Source organism: Dankookia rubra (assembly GCF_004355005.1).
Classification (GTDB): Bacteria; Pseudomonadota; Alphaproteobacteria; order Acetobacterales; family Acetobacteraceae; genus Paracraurococcus; species Paracraurococcus ruber_A.
Genome location: NZ_SMSJ01000011.1, coordinates 22,889 through 41,500, shown reverse-complemented (window position 1 = coordinate 41,500; position 18,612 = coordinate 22,889). Strand labels below are relative to the sequence as shown.

The following is an 18,612-nucleotide window of genomic DNA, read 5'->3' as shown; positions in this document are numbered from 1 at the left end:
GCTGCCGCGCGCCGCCCGCCCCCGCCCCCTTCACGGCCGCGCCCAACCCGCAGATGCGGGCGCGCGGCCGCGCGCGCCGTGCCGGCCCGGCATCGCCGGCCAACCGGCACGGCGCGCATTTCCCCGAACCGCAGAGAAGGACCGCAGCATGTCCGCTTCGATCGACCAGGCCTTCATCAAGCAGTACCAGGCCGAGGTGCAGGAGGCCTACCAGCGCCAGGGCTCCAAGCTGCGCCCGACCGTGCGCAGCAAGTCGGAGGTGCGCGGCGCCTCCACCATCTTCCAGAAGGTCGGCACCGGCACCGCCGCAGCCAAGGCGCGCAACGGCGTCGTCCCGGTGATGAACATCGACCACACCTCGGTCGAGTGCTTCCTGCAGGACTACTACGCCGGCGACTGGGTCGACCGGATGGACGAGCTGAAGACCAACATCGACGAGCGCACGGTGGCGGCCAATGCCGGCGCCTATGCCCTCGGCCGCAAGACCGACGAGCTGATCATCTCGGCGATGGACAGCGGCACGCGGGAGGCGGTCGGCACCGGCAGCGGCGAGACCGACACCGACGGCCTGACCCGCGCCAAGGTGCTGCTGGCCTTCCAGATGCTCGGCAATGCCGACGTGCCGGATGACGGCCAGCGCTTTGCCGTGGTCGGCTGGAAGCAGTGGAGCGAGCTGCTGACCATCCAGGAATTCGCCAATGCGCAGTACGTCGGCGATGCCGAGCTGCCGTGGAAGGGCACGCAGGCGAAGCGCTGGCTCGGCGCCACCTGGATCCCGCACAGCGGCCTGACCAGGAACGGCGCGCTCCGCTACTGCTACTTCTACCACAAGACCGCCATCGGCCATGCCGCGGCGGCCGAGATCAGCACCGACATCACCTGGCACGGCGACCGCGCCGCGCATTTCGTCAACACGATGATGAGCCAGGGCGCGGTGCTGGTGGCCGATACCGGCCTCGTCCGCATGCGCTGCAAGGAATAGCGGCGCATCCCGGCCCCGTCCCGTCCGGGACGGGGCCACGTCCCCCTCATGCCGGAGTTCCCCGATGGCCCTCTCCGCCCTCGCGCTCTGCGCGCGCGCGCTGCTGAAGCTCGGCGCTCAGCCCATCGCCTCGCTCGACGAAGGCACCGCCGAGGCCGAAGTCGCGGCCAACCTCTATCCCGGCATCCGCGACGCGCTGCTGGCGGCCCACCCCTGGAGCTTCGCCACTGCCCAGGCGACGCTGCCGCGGCTGGCGGCGATGCCGACGGCGGATTTCCGGCACGCCTTCCAGCTGCCCGCGAACATCCTCCGCACGCTCTCGGCCGGCCATCCGGATCGCGGCCGCGGCCTCGCCTACCGGATCCTCGAGGACCGGCTGCACTGCGACGCCGAACAGGTGGTGCTGACCCATATATTCCGCCCGGAGGAGAGCGGCTTCCCGCCGCATTTCGCCGCCGCCCTTGTCGCCCGCCTGGCCGCCGAGTTCTGCATCCCCGTGACCGAGAACACCGCCCGCGCCCAGCTGCTGGCGGCGCAGGCCGAGGCCGAGTTCCGCGCGGCACGCCGGGCCGACAGCCAGCAGGCGACGCCGCGCGCGATCGAGGATTTCCCGCTGGTTTCGGTGCGGGGCTGAGCATGGCGCAGATCCGTACGCTGAAGACCAGCTTCACCGCCGGCGAGCTGGCGCCCGAGCTGCTCGGCCGGCCCGACCTGCGCGCCACCGCCAACGGCGCGCGGCGCTTGCGCAACGTCTTCATCCAGCCGACCGGCGGCGTCACCCGCCGCCCCGGCCTGCGCCACGTGGCGATGCTGCCGGGGGATGCGAAGCTGATCGCCTTCGAGTTCAACACCGAGCAGGCCTACCTGCTGGTGCTGACCGAAGGCGCGCTTGCCGTCTTCGTCGGCGACGCGCAGGTGGCGCAGGTCGCCGGCCCCTGGACCGCGGCGATGCTGCCGCAACTGGCCTTTACGCAGAGCGCCGACACGCTGCTGCTCTGCCACCCCGACATGGTGCCGCAGCGCGTCACCCGCACCAGCCACACCGCCTGGAGCGTGGCGCCCTGGAGCTTCTCGCGCGAGCCCTTCCACCGCTTCTCCGATGCCACACTCGCGGCCTCCGCCACCACCGGCACGGTGACGCTGACCGCCTCCGCCGCCGTCTTCCAGCCCGGCCATGCCGGCGTGCGGTTCCGCTTCGGCGGCAAGCGCCTGCTGGTCACCGCCGTCGCCGGCGCGACGCAGGCGACGGCGACGGTGGAGGAGACGCTGTCCGGCACCGCCGCGACGGCGGACTGGGACGAGGCCGCCTTCTCCGCCGTGCGCGGCTGGCCCGTCACGCTCTGCTTCCACCAGGACAGGCTGGTTCTGGGCGGATCGCGCGACCTGCCCAACCGGCTCTGGCTGTCGCGCACCGGCGACCTGTTCAACTTCGACCCCGGCACCGGGCTCGACGACCAGGCGATCGAGTTCGGCCTGGTCTCCGACCAGGTGAACGCGATCCGCGGCGTCTTCTCCGGCCAGCACCTGCAGGTCTTCACCTCGGGCGCCGAATGGATGGTGAGCGGCACGCCGCTGACGCCGGGCAGCATCCAGCTCAACCGGCAGACCCGTGTCGGCTCGCCGGTCGCGCGGCTGGTGCAGCCGGTGGACGTCGACGGCTCGACCATCTTCGCCGCGCGCAGCGGGCGGGGAATCTTCGAGTTCACCTATACCGACCTGCAGCAGCTCTACCAGGCGAACGACCTGGCGCTGGTCTCGCAGCACCTGGTGCGGGACCCGGTGGCGATGACCTACGACCAGCGCCGCCGCCTGCTGCACGTGGCCATGGCCGATGGCCGGCTGGCGACGCTGACCCTCTACCGCGCCGAGCAGGTCACCGCCTGGACCGGCCAGGAGACCGACGGCCTGGTCCGCTCGCTGGCCGATATCGAGGGCAAGGTCTGGGCGGTGGTGGAGCGCGCCGGCAAGCCGCGGCTCGAGCGCTTCGACGACACATGTGCGCTCGACGCCGCGCTGGATGGCAGCGCGGCGGCGGAACAGGACATCTGGTCCGGCCTCGGCCACCTCGAAGGCCGCACCCTCGGCATCCTCGCCGACGGCGCGCCGCGCGGCACCGCGACGGTCACCGCCGGCGCGGTCACGCTCGACCCGCCGGCGCGGAGCGTCCAGGCCGGCCTGCCCTTCGCGCACGAGATCCATCCGCTGCCCGCCGACCTGGCCATCCCCGGCGGCATTGGCGCGGCGCCGCTGCGTCTGGTCGCAGTCACCTTCCGGCTGCTGGAAACCAAGGCGCTCGCGGTCGATCTCGGCCGCGGGCCGGTGCCCGTCACCTTCCGCCGGCTCGGCACCGCGCTGCTGGACGCGGCGCCGCCCGCCTTCACCGGCGACGTCCGGCTGCGCGGCATCGGCTGGCAGCGCGATGCGCTGGCGCCGCTCTGGCGCATCGCCGACGACACGCCGCTGCCGATGACGCTGCTTTCCGTCACCACGGACATGAGGATCACCGACTGATGGCCGCACTCGCCTCGCTCGCCACCCTGGTCGGGGCTGGCGCTTCCATCTACGGCAATGTCCGCCAGGCGCAGCAGCAGAACACGCTGAACAAGGCGCAGGTGCAGATCGCGCAGCAGCAGGAGGCCGCGCGGCAGCAGGCGCTGCTCGCCCAGCAGCAGCAGGACGCCCAGCAGCGCGCGCTGACGCTCTCGAAGACCATCGCCACCACCCGGGCGCGGCTGGCGGCCTCCGGCGTCGCGCCCGATGGCGGCTCGGCCGGCGCGCTGACCGCGGGCCTCACGCAGGAAGCCGCCGCGGCGCAGAACGCCGACGACGCGACGCTGCGCGCCCGCCTGGCGCAGGGCCGCATCAGCCTGCTGAACCCGGACGGCACCTTCTCCGCCCTGCTGCAGAGCGGCCGAACCTTCGGCTTCGCCTCCCGCAGCCTGCTGGACTAGCCGGCCGCGCAAGCAGCCGCCACGCCAACCCTCCTGGCGCAGCCGAAGGGGGGACATGGTCCCCCCCACACCCCTCTTTTCGGAGTCCTTCGCCCGATGGACGAGCACATCAGGATCGGCGACGTCGCGCCGCGCGTGCAGTACCTGGCCGATGGTACCCAGGCGAGCTTCATCTATCCCTTCCCCATCTTCGCCGAGGCGGATCTCGAGGTGCGCCTCGACGGCCTCGTGCAGGCTGCCGGCTACAGCGTCACCGGCGCCGGTGCCTCGGCGGGCGGCAGCGTGGTCTTCGACGCGCCGCCCGCCGCCGCGCGCCGCGTCACGCTGCGGCGCAACCTGGCGGTCGCCCGCACCACCGACTTCCAGGCCAACGGCATCCTCCGCGCCCGCACGCTGAACGACGAGCTGGACTACCAGGTCGCCGCGCTGCAGGAAGTGAAGGAGGAGCTCGGCAACGCACTGCGGCTCGACCCGTCCGAGGTCGGCGGCGCCGCGACGCTGCCGCTGCCCGCGGTCCGCGCCAACCGGCTGCTCGGCTTCGACAGCACCGGCGGCGTCACGGTCTTACCGCGGCGAGGGCACCATGTCCGCCCCCTTCCCCGGCGGCATCCCGCGCACGGTGGAGGACAAGCTGTCCGAGCACCTCTCGGCCCGCGACTTCGGCGCGGTCGGCGACGGTGCGGCGGATGACGGCCCGGCCCTGCAGGCGGCGATGAACGCCGCGGCAGCCAGCGGCAAGCTGCTGGAGATCGGCGAGGGCAGCTTCCGCACCACCATGCCGCTGCTGCTGCCGGGCGCCGCGGCGGGGCTCTCGATGCGCGGCACCATCCTTTATGCCGGGCCGGGCGGCCATGCCGCGCTGACGCTCGGCGATGGCGGCAGCGCCAACAACCAGCGGAAATCCTATACCGGACTCGCGGCCTGTCGCGCGCTGCAGAGCGACTGGCTGGACGAGGCCGACGTCGGCATCCGCATCCGCAACATCGATGCCTGCGTGGTCGATATCCGCCGTGCCGAGCGCTTCACCATCGGCGTGCAGCTGGTGGGCGATGCGCGCGGCTGCGAGGACAGCGACCTGCGCTACGGCCGCATCGTCGACAACCGCATCGGCCTCGACCTGCGCACGCTGACCGCCGGCGGTTGGATGAACTCGCTGCGGCACCAGGGCGGGCATTTCGCCTGCTCGAGCGGGACCAACCCGGGGATCGGCCGCTTCGGCGTGCGGCTCTCGGCCGCCGCCGGCGCCTACCGGCTGCACAATGCGCATCACTTCCTGGGCCCGGCCTTCGAGCTGCAGCGCCAGGGCACGCCCGGCACGGTCGATGCCATCCCCTTCCTGCTGGAAGTCGACGGCCGCGGCCTGATCGCGCAGGGCGTGCGGATGGAGGCCTGCTCGCCCTTCGTCGCGCGCCATACCGGGGGATTCTCGGACGCGCGCTACGAGGTCGGCTATGTCGGCACCTACGGCTTCGCCGGCTGCGCGGTGGACTATGCCGGCGCCACCCGGGCCGGCGGCACCGTGCTGCCGCTGCACCAGGCCGCTGCCGCGCTCGGCACGCCCCGGCTGGTCGCCGAGGCATCCAACATCCGCGCCCGCGCCTTCCGCTGGGACAGCGCCTCCACCGGCTTCGAGGGGCTGGCGGTGCTGTCCGGCAACCCTTCCGGACCGCCCGCGACGCTCAACGGCTTCTGCTTCGCCGGCCTTTCCAGCATCGGGCTGAACGCCGACACGGTTACGCTGCCGACCAGCCGGGCGCTGGCCTTCGTCGTCGATTGCAGCACCTGCAAGGAGTTCTTCCTGGCGGCCGAGGGCAGCGGGCTGCGGCCGATGGCGATGCAGTTCGACGCGGCGGAGGCCGTGCTGGACGGCAGCGCGCCGGCGCTCTGGTCCAACATGAACGCGGTGTTCCAGGGCGCGCCATCCTACTGGTGGGAGGGAAATGCCGACCTCGACAGCCTGACCGGCGGCCTGGCGCTGAACCGGCTGCAGCGCATCACGCTGGCACCGGACGCCGCCTTCGCCGTCATCGGCGTGCGCGGCGGCAATGCCGCCGCGGTGCTGAAGTCGCTCCGGCTCTATGTCCCCGCGACCGAGGCGCCGATGGTGCTGGCCGGTGCCGGCCGTGCCTGGGGCGCGCGGGAACTCTCGGCCTCGCTCGCCTACGACCCGCCGGGCATCGCCGCCGGCACCAGCGCGACGCAGGCGGTGACGCTGCCGAACGTGCAGAACGGCGACTTCGTCCAGGCCGGCTTCACCGGCGGGGCCTCGGCCTTCGTCGAATGGTCCGCTGCGGTGACGACCACCGGCGCCGCCGGCACGGTGACCGCGCGCGCGACCAATCGGCACGGCACGCAGGCCATCGACCTCGCCGCCGGCACGCTGCTGGTGCGCGCGGTCAAGCCGCGGGCGTGACGCGCATGGCCAACCGGCGCGGGCTGAAGCTCGACCTCGACTATGCCGCCGCGGCGCAGCTGGTCTTCGACGCCTATCTCGACTTCCTCACCACGCCGGTGGACCCGGCGGAGCGGAGCGACCCGAAGAACTTCGCCGCCTGGAACGCCGCCGGCCGCGCCGCCATCGCGCATCTCGCGGATATCGAGAAGCGCGCCGAGGCGGCCGGCGACCCGGCGCAGATCGACGCGGTCGGCGCGCTCCTCGCCGAGGCGCGCCGCAGCATTGCCGACGACCCAACCGACGCGAAGGAGGACCCCGATGGCGAGCCAGGAGGAGAGCCCTGACTTCCTCGAATTCGCCTGGATCTGGAACCGCTTCCAGGGCCAGCCGACGCCGGCGCCGCATCGCCGCATCGCCCGCTGGCTGGAGGCGCGGCAGGACGCGGAGGACCGGCGGCTTCTGCTGATGGCCTTCCGCGGCTGCGGCAAGTCGACCATGGTCGGGCTGTTCTGCGCCTGGCGGCTGCTGCGCGAACCCGATACGCGCATCCTGGTGCTGGCGGCCGACCAGGCCCTGGCGGTGAAGATGGTGGCGCAGGTGCGGCGCATCCTGGAACGCCACCCGCTCTGCGCCGCGCTGCGGCCGAGCGGCCCGGGCGACTGGGCGATGGACCGCTTCACCGTGCAGCGCCGCGCGGTGCTGCGCGATCCCTCGATGCTGGCGCAGGGCCTGACGGGCAACATCACCGGCACCCGCGCCGATCTCATCGTCTGCGACGACGTCGAGATCGCCGGCAATTGCGACACGCCGGCGAAGCGGGAGGAGCTGCGGACCCGCCTGGCGGAATGCGAGTTCATCCTGGTGCCGGGCGGCACCCTGCTGTTCGTCGGCACGCCGCATTGCGCCGAGACGATCTACGCGGCACCGGCGGCCGTGGACGCCTTCCTGCAGGGCTACCGGCGCCTGGTGCTGCCGCTCCTCGACGCGAACGGCGAGAGCGCCTGGCCGGAACGCTTCACGTCGTCCGGGATCGAGGCACTGCGCAGCCGCGTCGGGCCGCTCGCCTTCGCGCGGCAGATGCTGCTGCAGCCGGTCGCCGCGGCGGCGCTGCGGCTCGATCCCGCGCTCATCGTCCGCTACGCGGAGGAGCCGGAGTACCGGGAAGCCGGCGGCCGGGCGCAGCTTTCGCTGCTCGGGCGGCGGCTGCTGTCGGGCGGCGGCTACTGGGACCCGGCCTATGGGCGGCCGGGGACGGGCGATGCCAGCGTGCTGGCCTGCGTCTATGTCGATGGCGAGTCCAACAGCTACCTGCATCGCCTCGCCTGGCTGACGCACGACCCGGACAGCGCGGTGGACCCGGCAACGCAGCAATGCCAGGCGGTCGCCGGCGTGCTGCGCGACCTGCTGCTGCCGGTGGTGCGCGTCGAGACCAATGGGCTCGGCCGCTTCCTGCCGGCGCTGCTGCGGCGGGAACTCGCGCGCGCCAATGCGCCTTGCGCGGTGATCGAGCATGCCAGCCGCCGCGCCAAGGCCGAGCGCATCCTGTCGGCCTTCGACCCGGCCCTGGCCGGGCGACGGCTGCATGCCCATGCCGGGGTTTTCCGCACGCGCTTCGTGGCGGAGATGGCGGCCTGGCGGCCGGATGCGCCGAATGGCCGGGACGACGCGCTGGATGCGGTCGCCGGCTGCCTGCTGAACGAGCCGGTGCGGCTGCCGCAGCTGCCGCCGGCGATGCGCGGCACGCCCTGGCGAGGGGCGTAGCGGGAAGATTTGGAGAGGGAAAGGTATTCCCTCCCCAAGCCCCACCCTTCCTTTCTGTGGGTTCGCATGCGCCGCGAGGCGCCTGCCGACTCCGGGAAAAAGAGGTGGGGCCGGGTAGGATACTTCCTCCCTGGCCTTATCCCTCCCGCCGCAGCACCTCCCGCGCATGCCGCGCGGTGCCGGCCTCGGTCATCTCCCAGCGCCCGTCCTCGCGCCGCCGCGCCAAGCCCATGGCGTCGAGCCGCGCCAGGCAGGGCCCGTCCTTCAGCCCGTCCGGCCGTCCCGGCGGCCCCACCAGCGTCAGCCGGTGCAGCGCCGAGCGGCAGCAGCTCTCGAGATAGGGCTCGTCCCACGTCGTCACGGCTTTCGCATCGTCCCGGTTGCGCATCCCCGCAGGGTGGGCGTGCCGGGCCCACCCTTCAAGGAGACCCGCCATGCAGATCGAGCCGACCTGGTGGATCACGGTGATCGAGGCGCCGATCGTCGCCGCCCTGTTCCACATGCTGCACGGCATGCGCCGCGACATGCAGGACCGGATCGAGCGCGGCGACCAGCGCGAGAGCGACGTCGTCACCCGCACCCGCGACGAGCTGGCCGAGTTCAAGCTCGAGGTGGCGCGGGCCTATGTGCCGCTCTCCCTCATCCGCGACGTCGACCAGCGGCTGTCGCAGCACCTGCTGCGGATTGAATCGAAGCTCGAGGAGGTGCGGCGCTGCACCCAGCCCACGGGCCGCAGCCGCGGCGTGGTGGGGGAGGACGTGGCGTGACGGCCCCCGAGATCCTTGCCCTGACGCTGCGTGCCGAGGCCGGCGACCGGCCGGTTCGCGCGATCGAGGCGCTGGCGGCGCTGGTGGTGAACCGGGCGCGGCAGGCGGCGGTGGACGCTGCGGCACTCGCCCGCTTCGCCCCGGGCGGCGCGATGGGGGAGACCTGGCCGGCGCTGCTGGCCCGCGCCTGCCGGGCGCCCTTCCTGTTCGGCTGCTGGATGCCGCGGCACCCGCGCCGCGCGGCGCTGCTGGAAGCCATCCGGGCGGAGGACGGCGACCTGGCGATCTGCCGCCGCGTCGCGGCGCGCGCCGCGGCCGGCGTGCTGCCGGACCCGACCGAGGGGGCGACGCATTGGCACGCGGCGGAGGTGCTGCCGGGCTGGGCGCTGGGGCAGGTGCCGAGCGCCGAGATCGGCGGGTTGGTCTTCTATCGGTTGGGGTAAGGGCGGGGAGGGAAAGAAGCATTCCCTTCCCGATCTTTTGCAGGCTCGGGATTCGCCGCGTGACGAGCGCCAGGCTCAGGAACATAGAGGAGGGTCCAGGGAGGATACTTCCTCCCCGGTCCTACCTTCTCACGCCAGCGCCAGCGCCGCCGCGACCCGCCTGGCGAAGGCCGCCGGCTCCCGCGGCACGTCGCCGTCCTGCACCCGCGCCAGGTCCAGCAGCAGCCCGGCCGTCTCGCCCAGCAGCGGGTCGCCCGCGGCATTCGCCGCCAGCCTGGCGATCAGCGCGTGCCGCGGGTTCACCTCCAGCACCGGCAGCGCCCCGCCCGTCTCCCGCCCGGCGCGGCGCAGCAGGCGCTGCATCTGCAGGTCGGGGCCGTATTGCGGCGCCGCCAGCACCACCGCGCTGTCGACCAGCCGGCCGGTGGCGCGGACCTCGGAGACCTGGTCCTTCAGCGCCTCCTTCAGCAGCGCCAGCAGGGCGGTGACGTCGGCGGCCTCGCCCGCCGCCTCGCCGCCCGCGACCTTCGAGAGGTCGACGGTGCCCTGCGTCACGCTGCGCACCGGCTTGCCCTCGAACTCCGTCAGCCGGTCGGGCCAGAAGGCGTCGATGTGGTCGGACAGCAGCAGCACCTCGACGCTCTTGGCGCGGAAGCCCTCGAGCTGCGGCGAGGCGGCGAGTGCCGCGGCGTCGTCGCCCGAGAGGACGTAGATCGCCTCCTGCCCCTCCTTCATCCGCGACACGTAGTCCGCGAGCGAGGTCCAGCCCTCCACCGCCGAGGAGCGGAAGCGCAGCAGGACGGCGATGTCCTTGCGGTGCTCGGCATCCTCGAAGATGCCCTCCTTCAGCACCGGGCCGAAATTCTCCCAGAACTTCGCGTAGTCCTCCGGCTCCTTGGCGCGTGCCTTCAGCTCCGACAGCACGCGGCCGGTGACCGCCTTCCGGATGCGGGCCAGCACCGGGGTGGCCTGCAGCATCTCGCGGGAGACGTTCAGCGGCAGGTCCTCGGTATCCACCACGCCATGGACGAAGCGCAGCCAGGGCGGCAGCAGCCCGGCCTCCTCGGTGATGAACATCCGGCGGACATGCAGGCGGACGCGGCTCTCGCGCTCGCCCTCCACCGCCTGGAAGGGCTTCATGCCGGGGACGAAGAGCAGCGCGGCGAAGTCGAGCATGCCCTCGGCCCGCCAGTGCAGCGTCGCCCAAGGCGTGTCGAAGGCGTGCGCGACGTGGCGGTAGAACTCGGCGTACTGCTCCTCCGTCACGTCTGACTTGGCCTTGCGCCAGAGCGCGGTGCCCTCGTTCGCCGGCTCGTCCTGGCCGTCCCGCGCCACGGTGATCGGGATGGCGATGTGGTCGGCCCATTTGCGGATGATCGTCTGCAGCCGGAAGGGCTCGAGGAATTCCTCGGCATCCCCCTTCATGTGCAGCACGATGTCGGTGCCGGCCTCGGCCCGCTCGGCCGGGGCCAGGGTGTAGTCGCCGCGGCCCTCGGAGGCCCAGAGCCAGGCCTCCTCCGTGCCGGCGCGGCGCGAGGTGACCTCGACCCGGTCGGCGACCATGAAGGCGGAATAGAAGCCGACGCCGAACTGGCCGATCAGGCTCGGCTTGTCGGCGGCCGGCGCTTCGGCGAGCGACTTCGCGAAGGCCAGGGTGCCGGACCGGGCGATGGTGCCGAGATGCTCGACGAGGTCGGCCTTGCCCATGCCGATCCCGGCATCGGAGATGGTCAGCGTCCGGGCTTCCTTGTCCGGCAGGATGCGCAGCTTCGGCGCCTCGGGCAGCGTCAGGGCGGGATCGGTCAGCGCCTCGAACCGCCGCCGGTCGACGGCATCGGCGGCATTGGCCACCAGCTCGCGCAGGAAGATCTCGCGCTCCGAATAGAGCGCGTGCACCACCAGGTCCAGCAGGCGCCCGACCTCGGCGCCGAACTCGTGCCGCTCCACGGTCTCACTCACGGTGTTCCCCCAACAGGTGACGTCTGAAACGAGGGGCGATATGCGGGAGCCCTGCCCGGCTTTCAACCGGGACGGAGGGTCAGGGATGGACGCGACGATCTACACCATGGTCCGCGCGGCGGACTGGCGGCAGGCCGAGCGGACCGGCGAGTACCGCGGCAGCGCCGACGACCGGCGCGACGGCTTCCTGCATTTCTCGGCGGCCGGCCAGCTCCGCGCCAGCGCGGCCAAGCACCGGGCGGGGGAGCCGGACCTGCTGCTGGTGGCGGTGGAAGCGGCGGCGCTCGGCGAAGCATTGCGCTGGGAGCCGGCCGGCAGCCGGGCGGGGTTGTTCCCGCATCTCTACGGCGCGCTGCCGCTGACGGCGGTTGCGGCCGTCACCCCGCTGCCGCTCGGGGCGGACGGGCTGCACGTGTTTCCAGCGGGGATCCCCTGAGGGAAAGTGGGCAACAGGAAGAGATACCACCCCCCTCCGAAACGGACGAGGGGATAGGCGAAGGATACCCTTTCCAGGCTTGCTCCCTAACGACCCAGCAGCGCGCCGATCTCCGCCAGCGGCAGCGGCCGGCCCAGGTGGTAGCCCTGCGCCTCGGCGCAGCCGGCGCCGCGCACCATCGCCAGGTGCTCCGGCCCCTCGACCCCCTCGGCCGTCGCCGTCATGCCGAGCTCGGCGGCGAGGCCCGCGACCGAGCGGACGATCGCCAGGCAATCCGGCCGCGCCACCGCGTCGCGCACGAAGGACTGGTCGATCTTGATCTTGTCGAAGGGAAAGGTCCGGAGATACCCGAGCGAAGCGTAGCCGGTGCCGAAATCGTCGAGCGCCATGCGCACGCCCATCGCCCGCAGCTCCCGCAGGCTGGCCAGCACCGCGTCGTTCCGCTGCAGCAGGACGGATTCCGTGATCTCCAGCTCCAGCCGCTCCGGCGCCAGGCCGGCGGCGTCCAGCGCCTCCCGCACCACCCGCGCCACCTCGCCGCCGACGAACTGCACCGGCGACAGGTTGACCGCCACCTTGACATGGGCCGGCAGCGTCGCGGCATCGGCGCAGGCCCGCCGCAGCACCCATTCGCCGAGCGGCAGGATCAGCCCGGTCTCCTCGGCGATCGGGATGAACTCCGCCGGCGGCACCGGGCCGCGCCGCGGATGGGTCCAGCGCAGCAGCGCCTCGAACCCGGTCGGCCGGTTCTGCCTCAGGTCGTAGATCGGCTGGTAGGCCAGCGTCACCGCGCCGGTGCTGAGCGCCTCCCGCAGGTCGGCATGCAACAGCAGGCGCGTTTCGCGCTCGGCCGCCATGGGCGGGGCGAAGAAGCGGAGGCCGCCGCGCTCCTCCACCCGGGCGTGGAACAGCGCCAGGTCGGCATGCCGCAGCAGCGTCTCCGGCTGCGGCACCGGCTGGTCCCGCTCGGCCACCGCGATGCCGATGGTGACGCCGATGCTGGCGCGGTACTCGCCCAGCAGGAAGGGGCGGGTCAGGGCCTCGCGCAGCCGCCGCGCCATGCCGGCGGCGCGGCTCCGCAGCGTCTCGCCGGCCAGGGTGGCGGGCGGGGCGCCGCTCAGCAGCAGGGCGAATTCGTCGCCGCCCAGCCGCGCCGCCAGGTCCTCCGGCTCGATGCAGAGGCCGAGCCGCGCGGCCGCCTCCCGCAGCAGCGCATCGCCCACGCCATGGCCCAGCGCGTCGTTCACCACCCGGAAGCCGTCGAGGTCGAGCGAAAGCACCGCGACGCCCTGCTTCGCCGCGACCGCCTCGGCCAGGCGTTCCTGGAAGGCGATGCGGTTCGGCAGGCCGGTCAGCGCGTCGTGCAGCGCCAGGTGGCGGATGTGTGCCTCGGCCGCCTTCCGCTCGGTGATGTCCTCGAAGACGATGGCGATGCCGTCGCCGAGGCGCATGGTCTGGCTGCGGATCCAGAGCTCGCCCCGGGGCACCGCGTAGCTGACCTCGCGGTGCAGCGGCTCGCCGCTGGCCAGCACGCCGGCATAGCCCTCGATCAGCGCGTCGCTGCGCGGGTCGCCGCGCAGCAGCGCGCGCAGCGAGGCGCCCTGCATCTCGATCCGGGTATGGGCGAAGAGCCGCGCCGCCTCGGGGTTGGCGTAGTCGAGGATGAAGTCCACCACCCCGCCGGCGGCGTCGCGCAGCGGCAGGGCGACCAGGAAGCCCTGCGGCGCGGCTTCCTGCGCGGCGCGGAAGCGGGCCTCGCTGGCTTGCCGCGCCGCCTCGGCAGCCTGCAGTTCGGAGATGTCGACCAGCACGCTGACCGCGCCGACCACCTGGCCGGCGGCGTCGTGCAACGGGGTCGGGAAGGGGGCGCAGGCGACCCGCGTGCCGTCCGGCCGGTCGGCATAGACCCAGCGGCCACGGATCGGCCGGCCTTCGCGCAGGCAGGCCGCCATGGCGCACTGGTCGTGCGGCAGCGGGGTGCCGTCCGGGGCGAAGAGCCGCCAGGACCCGCACCACCGCTGGTCCTGCAGCGGCGGGGACCAGCCCCAGAACTCGGCCGCGGCCCTGTTGTAGAAGGTCAGCCGGCCGGCGGCATCGACCATGTAGACGGCGACGCCCAGCGCCTCGATCAGGGCCCGCTCGCGCTCGGCCACGATCGCGCAGCCCATCCCCGGGCAGCCCGCCGGAGCGGATTGGAGCGCAGCCAGCAGCGCGGGCGACACCCCGCTGTTCATGGCCTCGGCGCGGGGTGCCGGATGGCCGATCCGGCCAACGACCCGCGAATCCAGACGCGCAACATCGTTGCTCCTTGCACCGCATCTCCTCGGCGAGACCGGTCGGGCGAGGATTGACGCCCTATTAGTCGCTGGATTGTGACCTCGTGCAATCGAATCCGTTAGAATTCGTTCCGTTGCCACCCAGGATGCGTCAGGGCGGTGCCGGCTGCCGCGCCGCGGCCAGGGGAGCGGTCTCCGCCCGCCGCGCCCGCTCGCTCATCACGCAGGCGAAGACCACCACCGCCCCGCCCAGCAGCGTCGCCGGGTCCGGCGCCACGCCCCAGAGGCCGAGGTCGAGCCCGACCGAGACCGGCAGCGCGACGAAGCCATAGGGGCCGAGCCGGGCGGCATCGGCATGGCGGTAGGCGGCCGCGGTCAGCACCACCGCGCTGCCCGCGAGCACCCCGTTCAGGCCGAGCCGCGCCAGGTCGAGCGGCGGCGCCGGCACCCAGTCGAGCGCCGCCATCGGCCCGAAGACCAACAGCCCGACCAGGCCGGGCCAGAGCACCACGCCGACCAGCCCGGGCTCGTCCCGCAGCCGGCGGTTGACGGTTTGCGAGACGGCAAAGGCGATGGTGCCGATGAAGACCGCCAGGTAGCCGGAGAGCGGCCCGCCGCCGCCGCCGAGCTTCGGCGCCACCGCCAGCAGCACCCCGCCGAAGCCGGCCAGGCACCAGCCCCAGGCGGCGCGCGGCACCGGCTCCCGCAGGATCAGGGCGGACAGGGCCAGGGTAAGGAAAGGGGCGGTGAAGAAGACCAGGTAGCCCTCGGCCAGCGGCAGCCGGCGGAAGGCGAGGAAGAAGCTCGAGGCCGAGATCATCATGGCGAGGATGCGGACGGCATGCAGCCAGGGCCGTCGGGTGCCGAGCGGGCCACCGAAGCCGGGGCGGATGGCCCGGGCGGCGAGGAAGGCCGGGACCAGGACGGCATAGCGCAGGAAGATCACCTGCCCCACGCCATACTGGCCGGAGAGCAGCTTGCTGTTCGCGTCCAGCAGGCTGAACAGCACGATGCCGGCCAGCAGCAGCGCTGGTCCCTTCACGCGGTATCCTCCCGGGGCCTGGATGGTTGCTTGATGGGCGAGGCCGGACCCCGCCGACAGTCGCCCCGGTATCGCAGACGCCGCCGGGCTTGCCGAGCCTCCGGCGGCGCGGGGGTGGGCTGCGCCGGAGGCGCACGGACCGACGCCCGCCGGAGGCGCACGGACTGACGCCCGCCGGAGGCGCACGGACCGACGCCCGCCGGAGGCGTGCGGGCTGGCGTTGCCGGAGGCGGGCGGGCTGGCGTCCGCCGGCGATGAACGGGGTGGCGCCGCCGGGACGCATGGTGGATGGCCTGGCCAGCGGCGGGTCGGGAAACGGGTTCCCCTGGCCCTCCGCATCGGGCATTCACCGCGGCGATGACCCCTCGCCTCGCCTCCGCCCTGATGCCCCTGATCCGCAGCCTGGACGCCGAGACGGCGCACGGCCTCGCGCTGCGCGCCCTCAAGGCCGGCCTTGCCGGGTCTAACCGGGGCGAGGACGACCAGCTGCTGGCGACCAGCGCGCTCGGCCTGCGCTTCCGCAACCCGATCGGCCTCGCCGCCGGCTTCGACAAGAATGCCGAGGCGGTGCTGCCGCTGATGCGGCTCGGCTTCGGCTGCGTCGAGGCCGGCTCCGTCACGCCGCGGCCGCAGCAGGGCAACCCTCGGCCACGGATGTTCCGGCTGGAGGAGGATGCCGGCGTCATCAACCGGATGGGCTTCAACAATGCCGGGCTGGAAGCCTACCGGGCCCGCCTCGCCGCCCTGCCGCGGCCGCTGCCGGCGGTGCTCGGCGCCAATATCGGCGTGAACAAGGAAGGCGCGGAGCCGCGCCGCGACTACCCCGCGCTCTATGCGGCGCTGGCGCCGCTCGCCGACTATGTCGCGGTCAACGTCTCCTCCCCCAATACGCCGGGGCTGCGCGACCTGCAGGGGGAGGCGGCGCTGATCGGCATCCTCGAGGCGATCGCCGCGGTGCGCGGCGGCGGCGGCCCGCCGCTGCTGGTGAAGATCGCGCCCGACCTGGCCGAGGACGCGCTCGGCCCGATCGTCGAGGCCTGCGTGGCGCATGGCGTCGCCGGGCTCATCGTCTCCAACACCACCATCGCCCGGCCGGCGACGCTGCGGAGCCGCCATCGCGCCGAGGCCGGTGGGCTGTCGGGCCAGCCGCTCTTCGAACGCTCGACCGCGATGCTGCGGCAGGTCTACTGGCTGTCACGCGGGCGGCTTACGCTGGTCGGCGTCGGCGGCATCGCCTCGGGCGCGCAGGCCTATGCGAAGATCCGCGCCGGCGCGTCCCTCGTGCAGCTTTATGCGGGCTTCGCCTATGCCGGGCCGGCGCTGGTCCCGCGCATCAAGGCGGAGCTTGCCGCGTTGCTGCGGCGGGACGGCTTCGCCCACGTCGGCGATGCGGTCGGCGCCGATTGCTGAAGGAGAGAGCCTTGGACATCCTCGACGGCATCGCGCCGATCGCCGACCGCTACGACGGCTACGTGCTCGACCTATGGGGCGTGGTGCATGACGGCAAGCGCCCCTATCCCGGCGTGCCGGAGGCCCTGGGCGAGCTGAAGCGCCGCGGCAAGCGCGTGGTCTTCCTGACCAATGCGCCGCGCCGCGCCTGGTTCATCGGCGAGATGCTGGACCGCATGGGGCTCGACCGCGCCCTCTACGACGGCATCATGTCCTCGGGCGAGATCGCCTGGCGGATGCTGAAGGCGAAGGACCATCCCTGGTTCGCCCGGCTCGGACCGCGCGCCTTCCATATCGGCCCGGACCGCGACCTTTCGGTGGCCGAGGACCGCGCGGCCGAGCTGGTGGCGGATGCGGCCGAGGCCGACTTCCTGCTGAACACCGGCCCCGATCCCGACCGCGGCGCGCACGACGCGTCGCGCTACATGCCGGCGCTGGAGGCCGCGGCCAAGTACCGGCTGCCGATGCTCTGCGTGAACCCGGACCGCCACGTGATGGTGGGCGGGGAGCGGCTGATCTGCGCCGGTGCGCTGGCCGACCTCTACAAGCCGATCCTGGCGTCCGATGGCCGGGGCACCGCAGGGCGCGAAGGACTGGATCGGTCGCCCGACGACCTCATCTTCGAGGTCGGCAAGCCCGACCCCGCGGTCTACGACCCGGTGCTGGAGATCCTCGGCATCACCGACCGCCGCCGGGTCGTTGCCATCGGCGACACGCCGCATACCGATCTGGCCGGCGCCCAGGCAGCCGGGCTGGATGCGCTCTGGGCGCTGACCGGCCTCGCCGAGCACGAGCATGGCGACGACCCCTCGCCCGAGTTGCTGCGCCAGGTGGCGCTGCGCGAGGGGGTGGACCCGATCGCCGCGATCCGGGCGCTGCGCTGGTAGCGCGGCGCCCGGGCGCGGTCAGCCCTGGCTCAGACGATGTCCCAGTCGTTGCCCGGATTGGTAACGTTCGGCACCGCCACCAGCACGCCGCCCGACATCTGCAGCAGCGTGATGGTGCCGTCGAAGCCGCGCAGCAGGATGTCGTCGGTGCCGTCGCCGTTGTAGTCGCCGGTGTACTGCACCTCGGTCCGCGGCCCCGGCGTCGCGACCGTGGTCAGCGTCCCGCCGAACAGGTTCCAGTCCGTCAGCGTGCCATCATCGCCACGCAGCAGGATGTCGTTGTGGCGGTCGCCGTTGAAGTCGCCGATGCCGACCGGCTGCAGCGAGGCGCCGGGATTGCCGAGGATGGACTGCGACAGCACCGCGCCGCCATTCATCAGGTACTGGGTCAGGGTGCCGTCCGCCGCGCGCAGCAGCACATCCGCCCGGCCATCGGCGTTCAGGTCGCCGGTGCCGGCGACGGACAGCGTGTTGCCAGGATTGGCGAAGCTGGTCGCGGCCTCGATCGTGGTGCCGTTCATCTGCCAGATGCCGAGCGTGCCGTCGGTATTGTGCAGCAGGATGTCGGCCCGGCCGTCGCCGTTGAAATCGGCCACGCCATCGACCCGCCAGCTGGCGCCGGGCGCGCCGATCACGCCCTCGACCGGCGCCGCGGCGCCGTTCAGCTGCCAGGACAGCAGCGTGCCGTCGGCGCCGCGCAGCAGCACGTCGCTGCGGCCGTCGCCGTTGAAGTCGCCCTCCCCGGCCACGCTGTACCCGGGCGGCGGGTTGCCGAGGACGGCGGCGCCGCCGACGGTCGCGCCCACCATCATGAAGTTCACCAGCGTCCCGGCGGAGGTCTGGAACAGGATGTCGGAGGTCGCGTCGCCATTGGTGTTCGGCGCATGCGGCGCGAAATAGACCGGCGGCAACGACTGGTAGATCAGATCATTCGGCCCGAGCGCGCTGACGCCGGCCAGAAAGGCCAGGTCGAAGGTGCCGGGATTGTAGAAAACCGCCAGCCCCTGCACGCCGAGCAGGGTGGTGGACTGCACGCTGATGCCGCCCGGCGTCACCCCGCCGGCGAATTGCAGCTTGTCGACGCCGGGGGTGAAGCCCTGGATCCAGTCCTGCCCGTCGCCGGGGGAGAAGGCGAAGACATCGGGGCCGGCGCCCGCAACCACGAAGTCGTCGCCGCGCCCGGCAATGACCAGGTCACCGCCGCTGCCGGCGGACACCCCATCCCGCGCTGGCGTCCCCAAGACTATCGCCATGCCTCATCTCC

At 72.9% G+C, this 18,612-nt stretch carries 18 protein-coding genes; 13 read left to right on the top strand and 5 right to left on the bottom strand.

Going from position 1 to position 18,612, the window contains the following annotated elements; genetic code table 11:
• Positions 1-148: 148 nt before the first annotated feature.
• The 8 genes from E2C06_RS11305 (at position 149) to terL (ending at position 8,089) form a co-directional block, all read left to right on the top strand.
• Entirely contained in the window at positions 149-982 is an 834-nt protein-coding gene (locus E2C06_RS11305; RefSeq protein WP_133288713.1) for a phage capsid protein, read from the top strand.
• A gap of 64 nt (positions 983-1,046) precedes the next feature.
• Positions 1,047-1,616: a hypothetical protein gene (locus E2C06_RS11300; RefSeq protein WP_133288712.1), complete on the top strand. Its 570-nt coding sequence runs from the start codon at positions 1,047-1,049 to the stop codon at positions 1,614-1,616.
• Positions 1,617-1,618: 2 nt separating this feature from the next.
• Positions 1,619-3,493, top strand: coding sequence for a hypothetical protein (locus E2C06_RS11295; RefSeq protein WP_133288711.1), 1,875 nt, complete (start codon positions 1,619-1,621; stop codon positions 3,491-3,493).
• Entirely contained in the window at positions 3,493-3,933 is a 441-nt protein-coding gene (locus tag E2C06_RS11290) for a hypothetical protein (protein ID WP_133288710.1), read from the top strand. Before E2C06_RS11295 ends, E2C06_RS11290 begins: the two co-directional genes overlap by 1 nt.
• Before the next feature lie 96 nt (positions 3,934-4,029).
• Positions 4,030-4,623: a hypothetical protein gene (locus E2C06_RS39260; protein ID WP_241671222.1), complete on the top strand. Its 594-nt coding sequence runs from the start codon at positions 4,030-4,032 to the stop codon at positions 4,621-4,623.
• Positions 4,517-6,346, top strand: coding sequence for a phage tail fiber protein (locus E2C06_RS11285; protein ID WP_241671221.1), 1,830 nt, complete (start codon positions 4,517-4,519; stop codon positions 6,344-6,346). Before E2C06_RS39260 ends, E2C06_RS11285 begins: the two co-directional genes overlap by 107 nt.
• A 5-nt stretch (positions 6,347-6,351) precedes the next feature.
• Positions 6,352-6,672, top strand: a complete 321-nt coding sequence (locus tag E2C06_RS11280; RefSeq protein ID WP_133288709.1) for a hypothetical protein — start codon at positions 6,352-6,354, stop codon at positions 6,670-6,672.
• Complete coding sequence (gene terL, locus E2C06_RS11275; RefSeq protein WP_133288708.1) at positions 6,647-8,089, top strand: phage terminase large subunit; 1,443 nt, start codon at positions 6,647-6,649, stop codon at positions 8,087-8,089. Before E2C06_RS11280 ends, terL begins: the two co-directional genes overlap by 26 nt.
• Positions 8,090-8,225: 136 nt before the next feature.
• Here the strand turns inward: terL and E2C06_RS11270 are convergent, their stop codons facing one another.
• Complete coding sequence (locus tag E2C06_RS11270; RefSeq protein WP_241671220.1) at positions 8,226-8,450, bottom strand: helix-turn-helix domain-containing protein; 225 nt, start codon at positions 8,448-8,450, stop codon at positions 8,226-8,228.
• A 73-nt stretch (positions 8,451-8,523) separates the two neighbouring features.
• On the opposite strand from E2C06_RS11270, the gene E2C06_RS11265 reads away from it, so the two are divergent.
• Positions 8,524-8,856: a hypothetical protein gene (locus E2C06_RS11265; protein WP_133288707.1), complete on the top strand. Its 333-nt coding sequence runs from the start codon at positions 8,524-8,526 to the stop codon at positions 8,854-8,856.
• Positions 8,853-9,299, top strand: coding sequence for a cell wall hydrolase (locus tag E2C06_RS11260; protein WP_133288706.1), 447 nt, complete (start codon positions 8,853-8,855; stop codon positions 9,297-9,299). The genes E2C06_RS11265 and E2C06_RS11260 overlap by 4 nt, the downstream gene beginning before the upstream one ends.
• A 129-nt stretch (positions 9,300-9,428) precedes the next feature.
• On the opposite strand, the gene htpG is transcribed toward E2C06_RS11260, so the two are convergent.
• Entirely contained in the window at positions 9,429-11,258 is a 1,830-nt protein-coding gene (htpG, locus tag E2C06_RS11255; RefSeq protein WP_133288705.1) for a molecular chaperone HtpG, read from the bottom strand.
• Positions 11,259-11,343: 85 nt separating this feature from the next.
• Here htpG and E2C06_RS11250 point away from each other — a divergent pair, with 85 nt between their 5' ends.
• Positions 11,344-11,694 (top strand): DUF952 domain-containing protein, encoded by a 351-nt coding sequence (locus tag E2C06_RS11250; protein WP_133288704.1) that lies wholly within the window; start codon positions 11,344-11,346, stop codon positions 11,692-11,694.
• 86 nt (positions 11,695-11,780) lie between these two features.
• Here E2C06_RS11250 and E2C06_RS11245 read toward each other — a convergent pair whose 3' ends face one another.
• The gene (locus E2C06_RS11245) at positions 11,781-13,916 is read right to left on the bottom strand and encodes an EAL domain-containing protein (protein ID WP_165982333.1); all 2,136 of its coding nucleotides are present in this window, start codon (positions 13,914-13,916) and stop codon (positions 11,781-11,783) included.
• 205 nt (positions 13,917-14,121) lie between these two features.
• Positions 14,122-15,012, bottom strand: coding sequence for a DMT family transporter (locus E2C06_RS11240; protein WP_241671219.1), 891 nt, complete (start codon positions 15,010-15,012; stop codon positions 14,122-14,124).
• A gap of 357 nt (positions 15,013-15,369) precedes the next feature.
• On the opposite strand from E2C06_RS11240, the gene E2C06_RS11235 reads away from it, so the two are divergent.
• Positions 15,370-16,422 carry a quinone-dependent dihydroorotate dehydrogenase gene (locus E2C06_RS11235; RefSeq protein WP_133288701.1) on the top strand — a complete coding sequence of 351 codons (1,053 nt, stop codon included), beginning with the start codon at positions 15,370-15,372 and terminating at the stop codon, positions 16,420-16,422.
• A gap of 11 nt (positions 16,423-16,433) precedes the next feature.
• A complete protein-coding gene (locus tag E2C06_RS11230) occupies positions 16,434-17,348 on the top strand; it encodes a TIGR01459 family HAD-type hydrolase (protein WP_133288700.1) in 915 nt (304 codons plus the stop codon).
• 29 nt (positions 17,349-17,377) lie between these two features.
• On the opposite strand, the gene E2C06_RS11225 is transcribed toward E2C06_RS11230, so the two are convergent.
• Entirely contained in the window at positions 17,378-18,601 is a 1,224-nt protein-coding gene (locus E2C06_RS11225; RefSeq protein ID WP_133288699.1) for an FG-GAP-like repeat-containing protein, read from the bottom strand.
• Positions 18,602-18,612: the final 11 nt, after the last annotated feature.

Excerpts from the sequence above, each read along its gene's own strand:
- E2C06_RS11305 (WP_133288713.1), top strand. The coding sequence starts at position 149 with ATGTCCGCTTCGATCGACCAGGCCTTCATCAAGCAGTACCAGGCCGAG.
- E2C06_RS11300 (WP_133288712.1), top strand. The coding sequence starts at position 1,047 with ATGGCCCTCTCCGCCCTCGCGCTCTGCGCGCGCGCGCTGCTGAAGCTC.
- E2C06_RS11295 (WP_133288711.1), top strand. The coding sequence starts at position 1,619 with ATGGCGCAGATCCGTACGCTGAAGACCAGCTTCACCGCCGGCGAGCTG.
- E2C06_RS11290 (WP_133288710.1), top strand. The coding sequence starts at position 3,493 with ATGGCCGCACTCGCCTCGCTCGCCACCCTGGTCGGGGCTGGCGCTTCC.
- E2C06_RS39260 (WP_241671222.1), top strand. The coding sequence starts at position 4,030 with ATGGACGAGCACATCAGGATCGGCGACGTCGCGCCGCGCGTGCAGTAC.
- E2C06_RS11285 (WP_241671221.1), top strand. The coding sequence starts at position 4,517 with ATGTCCGCCCCCTTCCCCGGCGGCATCCCGCGCACGGTGGAGGACAAG.
- E2C06_RS11280 (WP_133288709.1), top strand. The coding sequence starts at position 6,352 with ATGGCCAACCGGCGCGGGCTGAAGCTCGACCTCGACTATGCCGCCGCG.
- terL (WP_133288708.1), top strand. The coding sequence starts at position 6,647 with ATGGCGAGCCAGGAGGAGAGCCCTGACTTCCTCGAATTCGCCTGGATC.
- E2C06_RS11265 (WP_133288707.1), top strand. The coding sequence starts at position 8,524 with ATGCAGATCGAGCCGACCTGGTGGATCACGGTGATCGAGGCGCCGATC.
- E2C06_RS11250 (WP_133288704.1), top strand. The coding sequence starts at position 11,344 with ATGGACGCGACGATCTACACCATGGTCCGCGCGGCGGACTGGCGGCAG.
- E2C06_RS11235 (WP_133288701.1), top strand. The coding sequence starts at position 15,370 with ATGACCCCTCGCCTCGCCTCCGCCCTGATGCCCCTGATCCGCAGCCTG.
- E2C06_RS11225 (WP_133288699.1), bottom strand. The coding sequence starts at position 18,601 with ATGGCGATAGTCTTGGGGACGCCAGCGCGGGATGGGGTGTCCGCCGGC.